10 protein-coding genes are annotated in these 17,096 nt (G+C 43.3%); 8 read left to right on the top strand and 2 right to left on the bottom strand.

The features are described from left to right. Nucleotides 1-17: 17 nt before the first annotated feature. The gene (locus tag AC1DOK_RS03380) at nucleotides 18-1,472 is read right to left on the bottom strand and encodes an aldehyde dehydrogenase family protein (RefSeq protein ID WP_477552818.1); all 1,455 of its coding nucleotides are present in this window, start codon (nucleotides 1,470-1,472) and stop codon (nucleotides 18-20) included. A 252-nt stretch (nucleotides 1,473-1,724) separates the two neighbouring features. On the opposite strand from AC1DOK_RS03380, the gene AC1DOK_RS03385 reads away from it, so the two are divergent. Further along, complete coding sequence (locus AC1DOK_RS03385; RefSeq protein WP_477552819.1) at nucleotides 1,725-3,344, top strand: PucR family transcriptional regulator; 1,620 nt, start codon at nucleotides 1,725-1,727, stop codon at nucleotides 3,342-3,344. 175 nt (nucleotides 3,345-3,519) lie between these two features. Here the strand turns inward: AC1DOK_RS03385 and AC1DOK_RS03390 are convergent, their stop codons facing one another. After that, the gene (locus AC1DOK_RS03390; RefSeq protein ID WP_477552820.1) at nucleotides 3,520-6,666 is read right to left on the bottom strand and encodes a hybrid sensor histidine kinase/response regulator; all 3,147 of its coding nucleotides are present in this window, start codon (nucleotides 6,664-6,666) and stop codon (nucleotides 3,520-3,522) included. A 135-nt stretch (nucleotides 6,667-6,801) separates the two neighbouring features. Between AC1DOK_RS03390 and AC1DOK_RS03395 the strand changes: the two genes are divergently transcribed. The 7 genes from AC1DOK_RS03395 to AC1DOK_RS03425 all read left to right on the top strand — a co-directional run bounded on the left by AC1DOK_RS03395 (nucleotide 6,802) and on the right by AC1DOK_RS03425 (nucleotide 17,094). Continuing rightward, a complete protein-coding gene (locus tag AC1DOK_RS03395; RefSeq protein ID WP_477552821.1) occupies nucleotides 6,802-7,791 on the top strand; it encodes a substrate-binding domain-containing protein in 990 nt (329 codons plus the stop codon). Further along, a complete protein-coding gene (locus AC1DOK_RS03400) occupies nucleotides 7,788-9,248 on the top strand; it encodes a sensor histidine kinase (RefSeq protein ID WP_477552822.1) in 1,461 nt (486 codons plus the stop codon). The genes AC1DOK_RS03395 and AC1DOK_RS03400 overlap by 4 nt, the downstream gene beginning before the upstream one ends. Beyond that, nucleotides 9,223-10,590, top strand: a complete 1,368-nt coding sequence (locus AC1DOK_RS03405; protein ID WP_477552823.1) for an AraC family transcriptional regulator — start codon at nucleotides 9,223-9,225, stop codon at nucleotides 10,588-10,590. Before AC1DOK_RS03400 ends, AC1DOK_RS03405 begins: the two co-directional genes overlap by 26 nt. Before the next feature lie 300 nt (nucleotides 10,591-10,890). After that, the gene (locus tag AC1DOK_RS03410; protein WP_477553094.1) at nucleotides 10,891-12,234 is read left to right on the top strand and encodes a sugar porter family MFS transporter; all 1,344 of its coding nucleotides are present in this window, start codon (nucleotides 10,891-10,893) and stop codon (nucleotides 12,232-12,234) included. Nucleotides 12,235-12,497: 263 nt separating this feature from the next. Further along, nucleotides 12,498-14,168, top strand: a complete 1,671-nt coding sequence (locus tag AC1DOK_RS03415; RefSeq protein ID WP_477552824.1) for a sensor histidine kinase — start codon at nucleotides 12,498-12,500, stop codon at nucleotides 14,166-14,168. Beyond that, on the top strand, nucleotides 14,165-15,691 hold the full coding sequence (locus tag AC1DOK_RS03420) for a response regulator transcription factor (protein ID WP_477552825.1): 1,527 nt from the start codon (nucleotides 14,165-14,167) through the stop codon (nucleotides 15,689-15,691). The genes AC1DOK_RS03415 and AC1DOK_RS03420 overlap by 4 nt, the downstream gene beginning before the upstream one ends. 173 nt (nucleotides 15,692-15,864) lie before the next feature. Beyond that, the gene (locus AC1DOK_RS03425; RefSeq protein ID WP_477552826.1) at nucleotides 15,865-17,094 is read left to right on the top strand and encodes an ABC transporter substrate-binding protein; all 1,230 of its coding nucleotides are present in this window, start codon (nucleotides 15,865-15,867) and stop codon (nucleotides 17,092-17,094) included. Nucleotides 17,095-17,096: the final 2 nt, after the last annotated feature.

Here is a 17,096-nt window from a genome sequence, read left to right on the forward strand (position 1 = left end):
TAACCGGTTATTCAAGATCAAACTGAGAAATCCCAGGTAACCGTGCGAAGATGGGTCATATCTAACATGGTGTATCGACCGCCAATACGTCCCCAGCCTGTACGAGTTCCCGCCGCTCCGCCAAACGGTACATGAGGTTCCCAATACCCTCCATGTTCATTGATAATTATGTTGCCGGTTTTTAAACGGTTCATGTACTGGAAAGCGCGAGCAGAGCTTTTGGTATAGACAGCAGATTGTAATCCTAAATAGGTATCATTGGCGACCCGGATCGCCTCTTCATCATCCTTAACCGTAATAATGGGAACAATCGGTCCGAATGTTTCATGCTTTTGGATTAAAGTATCTAATCCTACCTGGTCGATAACCGTTGGCTGGTAATAAAGATTCGTTGGATAATTTGCTGCTCTCTTGCCTCCCAAAAGAATTTCCGCACCTTTTGCAAGCGCATCTTGCACGTGTGCATCCATCTTGGAAGCTGTTGCTTCATTGTTCATGGGTCCAACTTTCGTTGACTTATTAAACGGATCTCCCATTGGCCATTTTTGGGCCTCCGCCACAACACGTTCTACAAAATCATCATGAACCTTTTCATGAACAATCACTCGCGCAGTAGCACAGCAAACTTGCCCGCCATTAAAGAATCCTCCGTGAACAGCTCCGGCAGCCGCTTTATCAAGATCGGCATCATCACAAACAACTGTCGGACCGTTGCCGCTTGCTTCAATAATGGATGGTTTTAATCCGGCTGCACGGACGATTTTTTCGGCAGTTGTATGCGATCCAATAAATCCTACTGCATCAATGCCTGGATGTTCGACCAGCTGCTGTCCTACTTTCCCATCGCCATAAACCAAATTGAAAATGCCCGGCGGGATGTCAGCTTCATGCATCACTTCCGTGAACAAACTGATGATGGCCGGTGTATACTCGGAAGGCTTAAGCACAATCGTATTGCCGGCTGCGATCGCAGGAGCCACAAACTCTGCCAGCATAAGCGTAGGAAAGTTCCACGGAATAATAATGCCATAAACCCCATTTGCCCGGCGGAATGTGAAAATTCTCTTGTTTTGATCCATAGAAGGGATAATGGCTGTTTCCATCCGTTTGGCATCTTCTGCGGCAATTCTAAATAATTCTGCTGATTCTTCGATATCCGGCAGTGATTCGGCTTCATAGGGTTTGCCTTGTTCCAGCGTAAGTGCACGACACAGCTTTTCTTTGTTCCGGTCGATGGCATCGGCGATTGCATAACAGATTCGGGCACGATCCCAAGCTGTACCCGCTTCCAAAGAGAACTGAGCCTTTCGGGCTGCTGAAACGGCCGCATCAATTTCTTCTGCGGTTGATTCCGGAGCTTGGCAAATGATTTCACCCGTAACGGGAGATACGATGTCCCGTATTTGATTACTTGCCGACTCCGACCATTTCCCATTAATAAAATTGCGTAGCACTACCGTTTTTGTTTGCATTTTGACAACTCCTTTTTCATTTTTTATTTAAAAGAATTACTCGTTGCCCTTTTCAACAATCAGATCATTGTTTCAAGCGATCTTTTTGAGATGTATACGGTTTCAAAATGTGTCCCTCCTATTCAAAATTTTCAGATAATTATTTTTATGATTATTGTACATCACTCATTTCAGGAAAACATTCTCTTTTATGGATAAATTTAGTTACATATTATTATCAAGAATGGATAGTTATTATAAAGGGGAATGAAAATGAATTTAATCGAGGCATTGGAGCTGCCATCGCTGCAGGATGCCCGCGTCGTGGCGGGGGCTGAAGGTCTCCACAGGACCATTCGTTGGGTGTCTATAGTCGATTTGCCAGACCCGTTGTCTTGTGTAAGCTCCGGGGACTTGCTTCTGACGACAGGCTACGGATTGCCCAGAGATGAAAAAGAGCTGTCGGATCTCATCGTCGAGATGTCGAAATGCGGGCTGGCAGGATTAGGACTTGCGGTTCCCCAATATTTCAGCAATATGCCGTTGTCCGTATGCAAAGTGGCAGACGACCTGAAGTTTCCTATCATCGAAATCCCGTGGGAGGTTCAATTTAATACAGTCACGGAAGAGATCCTCATTTCGGTTATGACCTATCAATATAACCTGCAAGAACGAACGGAATATATCCATCAGAAGCTCATTGAAATTACATTAAATGCGAATGACCTTCAAGACATCGCTTCAACATTGGGTAAATTGATTGAAAGAACGGTGATCGTTCAACATCCGGAAGGCCCCATTTTAGCGGCTTATCACTCGAACCCCAACGATCTAGGAGAAAGCCGGGAATTATCGCTTCAAGAGATGTTTTACTTTCGCAAGGAACAACTCGAACATATTCCCTTGCATTCCCTCTCCAAACCGATCCAATTTCCTGCCGTGCCGGATTCGGGTTTGCCCGTGCGGCTTTTATGTCCGATCTCTATCGATAAACAGTTGGCCGGTTTATTGTGGATTGTTGATGATCAGCAATCGCTGCGGGATTTGGATCTGCTGGCCATTCAATCCGCATCTCTAGTCATGGCTCTGCACATCTCACAGCAGCGTGCGCTGACTTCTTTGGAATTTCAGTTAGGATATTCGTTTTTGGATTCTTTGCTCGAAGGCCCTTCCAATCCAACTCCGCAAATTTTGCATCGCGCAGGCATATTGGGCTTTGATACGGAAAGCAAGTATTCCGTTGGTATTGTCATCATGAACATTCCTACTCCTCTTTCCCGTAAAAGTATTTTGAAACGCGAGCAGCTCGCCGAAAAACTCAAACGGAGCATGCAAGACCTGCAAATACCTCCCGTCTCTTCTTTAACGCAAAACCAAATCCTGTTTTTAATACCTGACCGGGTCTCGGCCAAGGACATTTGGAACGCGATCAAAAATCCGGATATCGCGCTGGCCATAAGCCTCCGCCACGAGTTTAAAAACGCCCGTCAAGCGTATAAGGAAGTGAAGTCCCTTCTCCCTTATATCCGTTACGGCCAATTTCACAGTTACGAGGATTTGTTGATCCCTCGCATCCTGATGGGCGATATCGATGCGCATTCAGGGTTTCTTGACCAATTGTTCGATCCCCTGCGGCATCATAAGAACGGCGAGGTTTTTATTCACACTTTATTGACGTATGCCTCTTTGGGATTTCATATCCAAAAGACATCCGATGCTTTGGAAATCCATCCTAAAACTTTAAGATACCGATTGGATAGAGCCATTACGCTGGGTAATTACGACCTGAACAATCCGGACACGCAATTCCATTTTCAACTGGCTATCCGCATCCTTCAAGGTTTTAACGAAATGAATATAGAAAAAAAGCCCTTTCAATCAGCCATACAGTAAGGCGAATTGAAAAGGCGATCTCTTCAGCTTGCGTGTTTATTCCTCACTCCCACCAATGCTTCATTTCAATGATTCCAACGTCCCACAGCTTAGCGTTTCCAGAGACTATAATCGTAACTTCGCTTCCATAATATCTCCTTTGGTTTTCTCAGGTCGCTGCCGCGAAGGATAGGGACTATTCAATTGATTTCATCTGCTTATTTCGGCTATCCGCAATGACAAACGACACGGTTGTTCCTTCACCCGGCTTACTGATAATAGACAAGCCTTGGCCGTACAATTGGATCAATCGTCGATTGGTATTGGAAAGTCCAATTCCGCCCTTGCCCTTCATTGTTGGACTGAGCAGCCTAATTAGCTTTTCTTGTTCCATACCCTTGCCATTATCTTGTACTTCAATAAGCGTGGAACTGTCCTGGCGAGTAATCCGAATATGAACCGTACCACCTTTCCTCTGACTAAGGAGGCCGTGCTTGACAGCATTTTCAATTAGCGGTTGAATCGTAAGCGGAGGGAGAAGCAAGTTGATGCCCGGTTCAACTTCCCATACGACAGATAACCTGTCCTTAAACCGCTCTTTTTCGATATACAAATAGGCTTCGGCAAGCTTCAGTTCATAGGAAAGCTCGACCAGTTCACCCGTATTTAGAACATCAAAGCTAATCCGTAAAAATGATGCAAAAGCTTCACCCAAATCTCGCATTTTCTCCATATCTATCTCACTAAGAGCCATAATGGAATTAAGCGTGTTGAATAGAAAATGAGGATGAATTTGTGCTTGCAGATAGGCGGCTTCCATTCGTAAACGTTCATTTATGGACTGCTTCAGCGTGGTCAACGCCCTGATTCGGTACTTGAGTTCCAGAGCGTCTACAGGCTTGGTAACGTAATCGTTGGCCCCCGACGCGAATCCGGTGTAGATGTCAGCAGGCTGACTACGCGCTGTCAGCAGCAAAACTGGAAGCTCTGATATCGAGTAATGCTCCCTTACTTTCTGCGTCAATTCGTAGCCTGACATGTATGGCATCATGACATCAGCAATTAGCAAATCCCATTGCCTCGTGCTTAGTAATTCCAAAACCTCGCGCGCCGAATTAGCTGTTGTTATGTTATACGGCTCCGTTGAAAGGATTCCAGCGAGCACTTTCAGGTTGACGGGGTCGTCATCAACTGCAAGAATATTTACCTTCCCGTCATTCAAAAGCGGCGGGAGTACCGAGGCTGCCAATTCGGCGATTGCAGTGTCTGGATAAATTAATCCGGCGGGCTCGTCATCAGTTCCTTTCACTATCTGGTCGAGATGAAGAGCGTCTTGCGACAATGGAATATTAGACACATTCGCTAACGGCAGAGTAAAACTGAATACAGACCCTTTGCCCAGTTCGGAGTGAACTGTCAACGCACCACCGTGCAATTCTACCAACTGCTTGCAAATGCTTAGACCAAGTCCGATTCCTCTTCCATCATTTATTCCATATGACCCTTGCTCATATGGAATAAACACTCGAGACTTTGTTTCCTCATCCATTCCGACTCCAGTGTCGGAGACATGGATAACGGCATGTCCGTCCCGAGTCTCGGCCGAAACGAAGATTGTTCCTTCTTCCGTGTATTTGATAGCATTATGCAATAAGTTATACAAAGTTTGCACGAGTCTTTTCTCATCGGCCATTACTAGCGGTACCGATTCCGATAGATCCATATCCAGTTGAATGGGCTTGCCTTCTATCATATATTTGAGCATACCGATTACGCCGGGAATGATCGATTGGATCTTTAAGGGCTCTTGCTGCAGTACAATGCGGTGTTCCTGAAGCCGTGCAACATCGAGAAGATCGCCAAGCATATGCGACATGCGGCGACTTATTGTTATAAGCAGTTCCATGTCCTTAACGCTGCTCTCATTCATCTTCTCTTTCTCTTTGGTTACAACGGTTTCAGCGATATTCATAATACCGTGAAGCGGCGTTCTCAGCTCGTGTGAAGTATTGGCGAGAAACTCGTCCTTCAACTTGTCGGCTTTCTTTAACTGCTCGTTTAGCTCAGCGTTTTCACTAGATTTGCGGAAGTATTTCCTAAACCAATAAGTGGAAAATCCGATAATAGCCGCAATCATATCGATCGGATAATAAACGGTAGTAAGATCTTTAGCAGACTCCGCCATTCTCCATGATAAGTTGGATATTATGCTTGCTGCGGTCAGTAATAAGAAGATGACGTCTTTATCAGCCTGCTTCTTGAAAATCATTGTTCCTACTATATAAATAAACCAAACGAGTGGAATTAAATAAAAGACATCATATATCTTTAAATCGACCATTCCATTGACCCATGAAGTGGGCGCAGCTAACAGGAATCCTGTAAGGGAAACAAATGCTGCTGTTAATACTCGCAGCCATACGTTTCGTGGAGGAGCCGATGAAAATTTTCTAAATAGAAGTAGAATAAGATAGTTTTGCCACAAAAGGGAGATTAGTCTGATTTTTATCGCCCATGTATAATTGATTGGCGGCAGCCACAACGAGAGCAAATTATCATGCCCGACCAGAATCGCTATTCCAACCGTCAGCATCAGCAGAACGAAAAGGAGCAAGCCCCGTTCTCGACGATTAAACAAATAGACAATACAGCCATACACACTGTGAAGTAGCAAAACAATAAAAGTCACCAGTTGAAACCCGATGGAATACCAACGCACGTAGTCGATCGCTGCCTGAGAGCCAAAGCGAATGGAGCGGACGATCCCGCCGTTATACGGCTTGTCAAAGTTAGCAACACGAATAAGCAATTCTATCTCCGTTGTCCCTTCTTCAAAGTAGGAAGCTGTGTAAGAGATATTCTTGGGCGTGTACTCATTCGCATTTTCGGCAATTTTTCCAAATTCGCCTGCAACTTGCCCGTTGATTTCCACCGAAGACGAGGCTTCTATTCCTCGAACCCAAAATGAGATAGGCTGCTTCAACGGATCGATTAGAATGCGCAGCCGATACGTTCCGTACCCATATGAGGAGTCCGAATCCTTATTCAGCACACTTCCCCAATCTCCCGGAACCTGAATATTGCGGAATTGGTTCTCCGAAAGCTGCAGGTCCTGATAAGAAATCAATTTTTCAGGACAGAGTTGCCACTCGCCATCCAAAGGGATTGTGGAGGTGTTATCTAGATCCCAGTCACGTAAGTCGAGTACACCATTCACAGCACGTGGGCGCTCCGATGTATCAAAAATTCCAGACCAAATGCATCGCATGCTAAGGAGAATGCTAAGAAATAATATAATTATGGCAATATGTTTTAGAGTGGTTTTATTCTTTAATCGCATCATCATAGTACAAGGAAATTCGACATAAATAGCATTTATCCTTTATTTAATTGCCTTAGTTGTTTGCATGGAATTTTCGTTTCTTCATCAGGCTCGGTATAATAAGTTTATTTTTCCACAAAACCTTGGAGGTACTCCATGCTAAACAAAAACTGGACTTTAGGGCTATCTGGCATACTCCTTGTTTTCTGCTGTTTTTTATTCCAGTTTGTATCTTCCACATTGAAAATCGATCATTTGGTACAGGAAATGGATCAGAGCGGAGCCTGGAATACACCAATGAAGCATGTTGTGCTGATCGCTCAAGAGCTGGACAATCCGTTCTGGAGGTTGGTAGAAAAAGGAGCTAAAGAAGCCGCGGAGCAGCACGGGATGGAAATCGACTACATGGGTCCACTTCGTATAAATCCTTCCGAACAAACGAGGCTTCTAAAAAAGGCGATTGCTGCGAAGCCGGATGCTATTCTCGTGCAAGGGATCAAGGATCAGCAATACGTCCAACTAATCAACAAGGCTATCGATCAAGGTATTCCCGTGATCACCGTAGATACGGATGAGCCAGAGAGCCGGCGGCTTGCTTACGTAGGAACAAATAATAAGGAAGCAGGCAAACGCATGGGTGAGCTTGTAGTAAAAGATGCTGCCGGGACAGGCTCTATCGGCGTTATCATCGGAAGTGAATTGGCGGACAATCAACAGCTGCGGCTTAAGGGGTTCCGTTCCATTATTAACAATACGGCGGGTTATGAGATCGTTGCCGTCCGCTCATCGAATATTTCACGGATTCAAGCTGCGAAACAGACGGAAGCCATGTTGAATGAGTACGCGAGTATTCAGACATTGGTGGGATTTAGCTCCTTGGATGCTGCAGGAATTGTTGAAGGAATGAAGGCGGCGAATAGAACCGATGTAAGTGTATTCGGATTTGATGATTTAGAGGTTACCAGACAAGGTATTGCGAGTGGAGCTATTACGGCTTCTGTAGTTCAGCAACCCCAAGAGATTGGATCTCAATCTGTTGAATTGTTAGATGCATTTTTCAACGGGCGCTCTTTCCCGGTTCAGAACTTTACAACAACGACTATTCTGGATCAAAATCATTTGAAATCAGCGGTGGGCAGCCCATGAATATACGCAGAATGCTGTTTATTGTGATCCCGTCCCTTTTTATTGTGAGTAACGCAGTTTCGTTCTTCATTTTCCAGAGCGGAATAACGGTACAGCAAAGTTATAATGTGATGCTCAATCGGGTATTATTATACAAGCAAATTGCAGGGCAAACGCAGGACAATCTCCATGCTCTGAATGTTTACATAACGGATCGAAGCGATCCTAGCCGACAGGCATATATGCGTCAGCGAGATGAGCTGAATCTTCTGCGGGAAAGCCTGTCTGCACAAGACACGATTCCATCGACAGAGCTTACAGTCAGTAGCTATCGCCATACGATCGATACTTTTACGGAGCAAGAAGCGAGTGTAATGAATGCTTTAAGTGGTGTAGATTCTTTAGCGTATGCAGCTTTCTATGAAGAGGCTGAGCAGACAGCCGCGTTCATCCAGGAAGAGGGACATCATCTCATTGACTTGGAGCTTAGTTATTATCAACCCTTTTATCAACAAATTCTTACCCAAACGAAAGTGATGAATTATTGGGGAGTCGCGGTCTTTATCCTGAATACGCTGATCAGTGTTCTATTTGCTTATTGGATTTCTCTGGGGATTACCAGACCCATTAAGCAGTTGACAAGAACCGCACAGCAAATATCGAACGGCAATTTACAAGCTCATACTCCACAGATGAACGAACATCATGAGTTTGGGATATTATCCAGAGCATTTGAGCAAATGCAAGATAACCTGAAGGAACTTATTGAGAAAGAGAAAGAAAGCTTGGAGAAGGACAGGCTGGTCAAGGCACTCGAGCTGGAGGTTCTACAGAATCAGATTAATCCGCATTTTCTATTCAACTCCCTGAATGTTCTATCCAAGCTTGCGTTGCTTGAAGGCGCTGAGAAAACAAGCGATCTGACGGTCACCATGTCCAATCTTCTTCGGTATAATCTTCGAAAGTTAGATCGTCCGGTAACGCTTAGGGATGAGGTGGAGCATACCAAAGAATACTTTACAATTCAACAGGCCCGTTTTCGTGATCGGATTCGGTTTGTAACGGATATTGACGAGAGAGGACTGGATGTATGGGTTCCACTGCTAACCCTCCAACCTCTATTGGAAAATATCTTTGTCCATGGCATTGAGGGTATGGAAGAAGGAGCTGAGATTAAGCTTGTTATTACATGCGAGCCTGGGGAGGTCAGGGTTTCAATATCAGATAATGGGATCGGGATGAGCGAGGAGGTCCGCAAGTCGCTGCTTCAAATCGAATCCGAGCCTTCGGTTGCACATAATAAGGGACAGTCTACGGGCTTAGGAACGCGCAATGTGTTCAAACGACTTGAATTATTTTATGACCAAAAAGATCTTATAGACATCTACAGTGAGCCGGGCCTTGGGACGACTGTTCTGATTCGGCTTCCTGCTGCAGAAAAGGAGGGTGGGGATGTATCGCTTATTGATCGCAGATGATGAAGCCCTGGAGCGAGAAGGCATTGAATGGATTGTTAACCGAATGCTGCCGAATACTTTTGAGATTATTCATGCGGAGAATGGTCGCATAGCGATTCAGAAGGCCTATGAATTTCGTCCGCATATCATTATGATGGATATCAAGATGCCGGGCATTCAAGGCCTTGAAGCGTTAAAGGAAATTAAAGCTCACAACCCGCAGGTCAAGATGATTCTGGTTACAGCCTATGAATATTTTGAATATGCCAAAGAGGCACTTTCTATGGGGGTCAAGGAGTATTTGGTCAAACCGGCTAAACGCGATCATATCGCCCTACTCCTGCAGCGGCTGGTAGCTGAGATTGATCAGGATCAAAGAAAGCGCGACAAGGAGTTCGCGATAAGAGATAAGTTCTACCAGCTGCTCCCGCTGGCAGAAACGGAAATGGCATTGGTCTTTATGACCGATCAAGTAAATGAGATGGAAGTGGGACAGCTAGCTGATATTCTCGAGCTCTCCACTTCTAAAGGATGTGCACTTGTGCTCGCCTTGCCGGAAATGGGGCAGCCATCCCAAAAGGAATTGGGCAAGGAAAAGAAAAGGATTTACGAAACGGTAAAAACCGTTGCAAAAGGATTTATCAAGGATAGGACCGGCTGTGTGGTCAGTTCCATGGTTCATTGGCATATGGTCATTTTTCTGCTTGAGAAGGCTGCTATGAAGGATGAGGTATTACGGGAAGAGGCTCTCGGTCTCAGTACGAAGCTGATAGAGAATCTTTGCGAACAGCGCGGTATCGACGTGACTGTAGGCATTGGCTCCGTCCGGATGGATATCGAGGGAATCCGAAGATCGTATTTTGAAGGCGTATTTGCATCTACATATCATAAACAATGGGGCAGCGTGTGTCATTTTGAGGATCTGATCATTCCTTCCCTGGAAGGACCAGGGGGAACTGCCGATTCTGATATTACAAACAATTTAACTAAACATACTTACGTGGAATTAGCAATCCAGCAAATCCGGGAGGAACGGGAACGGCGCACATGGAGTGTAATCGATGATGCGATCACGTTCATTCAAGAAAAATTCTGCGAAGAGCTTTCCCTTGAGGATGTGGCGGATCATGTCCACTTAAATTCGCATTATTTTAGTAAAGTATTCAAGCAACGAATCGGGGAAACCTTTATCGATTATGTGACAAGGCTGCGAATCAACAAGGCCAAAGAATTGATAAGGGACGGTAAGCTCAGCTTAAAGGAAGTCTGTTATTTGGTGGGATATAAGGACCCTAATTATTTTAGCCGAGTTTTTAAGAAGGCAGCGGGGGTATCACCTACAGAATATCGCAATCAACTTTAATGCGAAATAGAAGGTTCATGCAGATATGCATGGACTTTTTTGTTATTTGGGGGTCTATATTATGCTAGTCCGAGGTTCTAACTCCTACCGAGAAAGGCTGGAATCAATATTATGCTGGTAAACATCATATAAGTGAAGGCAATTAGCCCCATATATGAACAAAACACATGCTATAATGAGTCTCTCTAAACCCCGATTTGTCATGTATTACAAGATAAAGAAACCGTATGCAGATGCGGAAGTTAGAAAGGATAATCGTTTGTGAAATTAAATACTAACAATGAAGGTCAACAAGTAAGCATGAAGTTTGTAATCCTAGTTTCTATCGTGGCTGCCCTTGGAGGGTTATTATTTGGATTCGATACCGCTGTTGTATCGGGTGCGATTGGTTTTATGAAAGAACACTTCGCCTTGAGTGAGGTTGAAGTCGGTTGGGCCGTCTCCAGTTTGATCATCGGCTGCATCGCAGGAGCAGCAAGCGCTGGTGTACTTGGCGACAGGTTCGGTCGCAAAAAAGTGCTGATTATGGCTGCGCTCCTCTTTATTGTAGGGTCTTTCGGTTCCGCTATTCCAGCTACGTTCAACGGTTATATTATTGCCCGGATCGTTGGCGGAATCGGGATTGGGATTACCTCTGCACTATGTCCTCTTTACAATGCGGAGATAGCGCCTGCCAAGTATCGCGGCCGACTGGTAGCTCTGAATCAGTTCGCAACGGTAACGGGTATCTTCCTTACCTATTTTGTCAATCTGGCTATTGTAGGGTACGGCGATAACTTGTGGGATATTTCGATGGGTTGGCGGTGGATGTTTGGTTTCGGGGTTGTTCCCGGCGTGCTGTTCCTGGTGTTGTTGTTCTTTGTACCTGAGAGTCCGAGATGGTTGATTAAGCAGGGAAGGGCAGCAGAATCCCTTCCGATTCTACTTAAAATCCATGGCGAGGAACTAGCGAGACAGGAAGTACTGGACATTAAGAAATCGTTCGAACAGGAAAACGGATCGATCCGTCAATTGTTCAGTCCTAACTTACGAATTGCTCTAATCGTAGGCGTCGGATTAGCTATTCTCCAACAAGTTACGGGTATTAACGCCGTTATGTACTATGCACCGGAAATCTTTAAGCAAACAGGTGCAGGCACGAACGCTGCGCTGATCCAGACCATCCTGGTTGGTTTTATTAATTTTGTGTTTACCATTCTTGCCATTTGGCTTATCGACAAGGTGGGACGCAAGGTGCTGCTGCTCGCTGGGTCGGCTTCCATGACACTGAGTCTGGCGGTGATCGGTGCTGCTTTTCAAACGGGGCATACTTCAGGGCCTTTGGTACTCATATTTATTTTGGTGTATGTAGCCTCCTTTGCTATGTCGCTTGGACCCGTCGTGTGGGTGATTATGTCCGAAATATTCCCAAATCGTATTCGAGGCAAAGCAACGGCGCTTGCTGCTATGGTGCTATGGGCAGCGGACTATATCGTGTCCCAGACATTTCCTCCGATGCTTGCTTCTGCAGGACCGGCGATTACCTTCTGGATATTCGGTTTCATGTCCTTGATTACGTTCTTCTTCACCTGGCGTGTTGTACCCGAAACCAAGGGGAAATCGCTGGAGGAAATCGAATCCATGCTGTCTTCGACAAAAGCTTAAATAGAAGAAATGACAAAATGCCGGATCTATGATCCCGGCATTTTTGTCATTATTTATACTTGGCTGGTTCTCCTTTCATGATTGCAATGATTTGAATTTTAGCTAAACACCGCCTAGAATGATACTAAGTAATCACAACTAAGAACGGGACGAAACCAATGAATAAATTCAGAAAAGCTATACTTAACACAAGCCTGAGAAACAAACTGATTATCGCCTTTTCCTGTTTTATCGTCACTTCCTTTTTTATAATTGGAGGGACGTTGTCCTGGTTATATTTTAATTCCAACAAAACAATGATCCTTGACGCTGCTACTGATAATAATAAGCAGATTGTGAACAACATTGATTCTGCCTTAAATCCACTATTAAGAATGTCTATGTATCCATTACAGGATGAAAAAATAATCCACATTCTCAAAAAAGATTACTCCGCCTCCAGTAAACCCGAATATGAGATTTCCCGAGATTTTGATACGGTTAACCAAGTCATTAAAAACAGCTTGCTTCTGAATACAGATTTAATCGATTCAGTCGTAGTTTACCAACTTAACAATCATTTGGTTATCGGCAGAAGCAATACGAGTTATATAAACCAGAGTTATTTGAAGAATGAGTACATGAAGGAATCCTACGTACAGGAAATTATCCAGAAGAAGGGACTGCATGTTTCTGTCGGTGTACATCCTGACAAACTATTGTCTACGAATAACAAACCGGTTGTTTCGATAGGGCGAGCTATTGTGGATCCTCTCACGTATGAGGAACTTGGATTTATCATGCTAAACATCGGGATCGATAAGCTAAAAACCGTATGGAGCAATATTCTCTTTACTGAGAACACACAATTTTATTTAATTGATGAAAAGGAGAATTTGATTTACAGCGAGCAAAGCTCACAGATTGGTCAAGCTGCCGCCAGCATTCTGGCGGAATCGGAAGAATCGTCCCATTATGTTATCACGTCAGCTTCTCAAATTACAGGCTGGAAAGCCGTCACGATTATTCCGAAGAATGAGTTGTTTCAAATACTGGATTTGATGGTAAAAACAATCATTATCTCCTTACTGATCCTGCTTTTTCTTGCGATAATGACCTCGATTTATATTGCAACGAGTGTGACGAAGCCCTTGTCCGTCCTGCAACATAAAATGGAACTGGTATCTCAAGGAAATCTGGATGTTGTCATAGACTATCAGTACGGTGAAGTGGGGAAAATTAGCATTACTATTGATCATATGCTCAAGGATATCCGTAGTCTGATCCAAAGAATTTATGAAGAAGAAACGGAGAAACGGAGATTAGAATTATTGGCGCTGCAATCTCAGATTAAGCCTCATTTTATATATAATACGATCAATGTCATTAAATGGATGGCTAAAATCCAAGGTTCAACAGGAATCGAGGAAGCCTTGACCGATTTTTCCTCTGTCATTAAATTTACAGCAAAAAAAGAAAATGAATATGTGAACTTCCGGGAAGAAGTCGATTTTATTAAAAGCTATACCCGTATTCTGGATTTCCGTTATTTAAATAAATTTGAGGTATCCTATGAAATTGAAGAAAGCATATTGGAATATAAAACGTTGAAATTCCTTATTCAGCCTTTGGTCGAGAACGCTGTTTTCCATGGATTTGACGGTATTGATTATAAAGGAAAACTGCTTATTCAAATCTATAGACAAGCGGATACAGTCGTTGTAGAAGTATCAGATAATGGACGAGGAATGTCGGATCAAGAGCATAATGCGTTAGAATCAACAGCAACTTCAGGTCAGTTTAATGCAATCGGGGTTAAAAATATACAAAAAAGAATCGAGCTCTTCTACGGCGATGGCTATGGATTATGGATCACAAGTCAAGAGAATGTTGGTACAACAGCCAAGATCGTAATTCCCGTAATCATAAATGAACAATCAGGAGATGAACGATGAAAATACTAATCGTAGATGATGAACCGTTGGTGAGAATAGGGATCAAATCGGTTATCCCTTGGGAGATCAATGGAATGGAAATCGTAGGAGAAGCAGCAGATGGAGAAGAAGCGATCAGACTTATGATGGAGCAAAAGCCCGATGTTGTCATACTCGATATCAAGATGCCTAAGAAAGATGGAATTGAAGTTATGACAGAAATGAAATCCAAAGGAATTGAAGCTAAATGTATCATTTTAAGCAGCTTTGATGATTTTGTGTATGTCAAAAAAGCAATGAAACTGGGGGCTGTCGATTATTTCCATAAGCCTAGTATGAATGTTAACGATATTTTGGATGTATTGAGAAAATTGCAGCATGAACTTCAACCTGCTCAGGAGAAACAAATCGACAGAGGTTTTAGCAAAAAAGTTGATCTCCAGAATATGATGCATGGCAAAATTGAAGATGCGAATCGGACCAAGCTGAAGGAAGGCAATTTGCATGTCGCCCTGTTCTCTATCAAAAAATATGCGCATGTACTCAAAAGGTATACCAATGACAATGTAACCTTATTACCGAATACGATCATTAATATCTTATCTGAGCTCTTGGCCAAAGAGAAAGAAGTCGAATTTACGCAAATAGACAAGAACTTATATGCGATTGTTATCAGCAATAGCGGCTGCAAGAGCGAACAGGCCTCGCACGCCTATGTACATGAGATCATCCAGCTTATATCGGTCTCCTTAAAGCGGTTCGTAAACATTGACATTACTTTCGGGGTCAGCCAAGCTTGCAGAACCTTTGCAGAATTAGAAGCTGCTTATACTCAGGCCAAACAAGCGCTTGCCCAAAAATTTTATCATCCCGAAACATCTGTTTTCTATTATCAGCACCACAATAATCTCGACGAACAAGTACTCGAGCGGGCAACGGATATGATTAAAGCAATGAAAAATGGACTAAAGGATGAGAACCGCGAACAATTCACGAACAATCTGAAAGCATGGGAACAATATGTGCAAGAAAAAGAATGTATGAACGAACAAGATGTTCGCAAAGTTTATGATTTTATCCTGTTTATGCTGGATAACGGTGAAGATTATACCGTGTACCGAGTTAAATCAGAAGAAATTGAGGATTTCAATGCCTTGATGAACTTATATCACCCGATTTTTGATGATAAGCTGAATACCGGGGTTTTTGCTAACCATAGTCAATATAGTCCCATAATCCGTAATGTTTTGCAGTATGTAGAGACGAATTATGCGCAAGACATCTCTCTCAAGATACTGGGAGAGCAATTCTATGTAAGCGCTAATTATTTAAGCAGATTGTTTAATCAGGAGGTTGGAAGGGGTCTGTTTGATTGCTTAAACGAAATACGAATTGACAAGGCCAAAGGCCTGTTAAAGGACTATCGGTATAAAATCTATGAAATTGCTGAAATGGTCGGTTTCAACAGCAACGTTCACTTTGCGATCGTATTTAATAAATATGTCGGTATGTCTCCCAAAGAGTTTCGCAAGGCGTATAGTTAATTTTGATTAATAAAAGTAAATAATATTAAACACTGTCATGGTAGCACTAGGATGTAAACACTATAAAGTAAAAGAATAATAAACGAATCATGATCCTAATAATTTTATTACCCTATTGGAACCGTTACCATATAAACAGGAACACAAAAGGTCAACTAGGGGGAACGAAAAAGATGAAAAAGAAATTTTCTATGCTTCTGATTGTTATGCTCGTCATGTCAATCGCTTTAATCGGCTGCGGTAAGAAAGAAACCGAATCTGCTGATTCCACTGATAAAACAGGCAAAGCGACCACCGTTACACTCGGCTTCTGGGGAACGGCTCAGGATTTGAAAATTTATCAACAAGCAGCAAAAGACATCAAGGATGTGTATCCAAATATAAATCTTGAAATCAAGCAGTACCCAAGCAGTGAGCAGTTCTGGAGTACGCTTCCGGGTGAGATCGCAGCTGGCGTGGCGCCAGATTTAATCAAAACTACTAACGAAGGCGCACCAGAATATATTAATAAAGGCTTATTTGCTCCGATGGATGATTTGATTGAGCCTGCTGGCGTTGATTTGTCACTATATAATGGGCTTGACATCTATAAAGTAGACGGAAAGCAATACGGTCTGCCAATCAGTACAACACCGGCGATGTTCCTGATCAATGAGGGCAAGTGGAAAGAAGCGGGGCTTGGCGAGTATCCAAAAACATGGGAAGACGTTCAAGTTGCTGCGAAGAAATTGACATCAAAAGATCAACACGGCATTGTAATTAACCTTGATGCGTTTCATATTACCAACTATGTGAAGAGTTATGGCGGCGGTTGGGGTTATGGTAAAACGATCAACTCCCCAGAAAACGTCCAGGCACTAGAAAAGATTTTAGAAATGTATAAAGATGGTTCAGCTGTCACTCCGAAGTCGCTTGGATTTGGCTGGGACGGTGAAGTATTTGCCAACAAACAAGCTGCAATGAGTACAGGCGGTTTTTGGTACAAAGGTTATTTGAAAGATGCAAATCCGGATCTGAAATATGTAGCTGTCCCTGTTCCTGAAGGAAACGGTCATCATGGCAGCACAATGTCCTCTGAGGCTTATGTCATCCTAAAAGATGCGAAGAACAAAACAGAGACGATGCAAGCGATTTATTACTTGGCAGGGGAAAAAGTATTATCCGAATTTATGAAGGTAGGTTTCAACCCAGCTCTAAAATCGTTGACTCCTAAATACTTTGATGAGAACCCAGAGTTTAAAGCTGTTGAGCCTGCACTTGAGTACAGTACAGCTTTTGAATATCCGATTGAAACCAAGAAATTCACGGATGAGTTGGTGAAGCAGCTAGAAGATTCGGTTCTTGGCGGAAATAACAAATCGGCTCAGGAAATTCTTGACGGTCTTCAAGAGCAGTTCAAATAGTC

It is taken from the genome of Paenibacillus sp. P5_B5, assembly GCF_056400365.1.

What these genes read in the sequence shown, in the direction of transcription:
- AC1DOK_RS03380 (WP_477552818.1), bottom strand. Translation starts at nt 1,472, where the DNA reads ATGCAAACAAAAACGGTAGTGCTACGCAATTTTATTAATGGGAAATGG.
- AC1DOK_RS03390 (WP_477552820.1), bottom strand. Translation starts at nt 6,666, where the DNA reads ATGATGCGATTAAAGAATAAAACCACTCTAAAACATATTGCCATAATT.
- AC1DOK_RS03410 (WP_477553094.1), top strand. Translation starts at nt 10,891, where the DNA reads ATGAAGTTTGTAATCCTAGTTTCTATCGTGGCTGCCCTTGGAGGGTTA.
- AC1DOK_RS03425 (WP_477552826.1), top strand. Translation starts at nt 15,865, where the DNA reads ATGAAAAAGAAATTTTCTATGCTTCTGATTGTTATGCTCGTCATGTCA.
- AC1DOK_RS03405 (WP_477552823.1), top strand. Translation starts at nt 9,223, where the DNA reads ATGTATCGCTTATTGATCGCAGATGATGAAGCCCTGGAGCGAGAAGGC.
- AC1DOK_RS03400 (WP_477552822.1), top strand. Translation starts at nt 7,788, where the DNA reads ATGAATATACGCAGAATGCTGTTTATTGTGATCCCGTCCCTTTTTATT.
- AC1DOK_RS03395 (WP_477552821.1), top strand. Translation starts at nt 6,802, where the DNA reads ATGCTAAACAAAAACTGGACTTTAGGGCTATCTGGCATACTCCTTGTT.
- AC1DOK_RS03385 (WP_477552819.1), top strand. Translation starts at nt 1,725, where the DNA reads ATGAATTTAATCGAGGCATTGGAGCTGCCATCGCTGCAGGATGCCCGC.
- AC1DOK_RS03420 (WP_477552825.1), top strand. Translation starts at nt 14,165, where the DNA reads ATGAAAATACTAATCGTAGATGATGAACCGTTGGTGAGAATAGGGATC.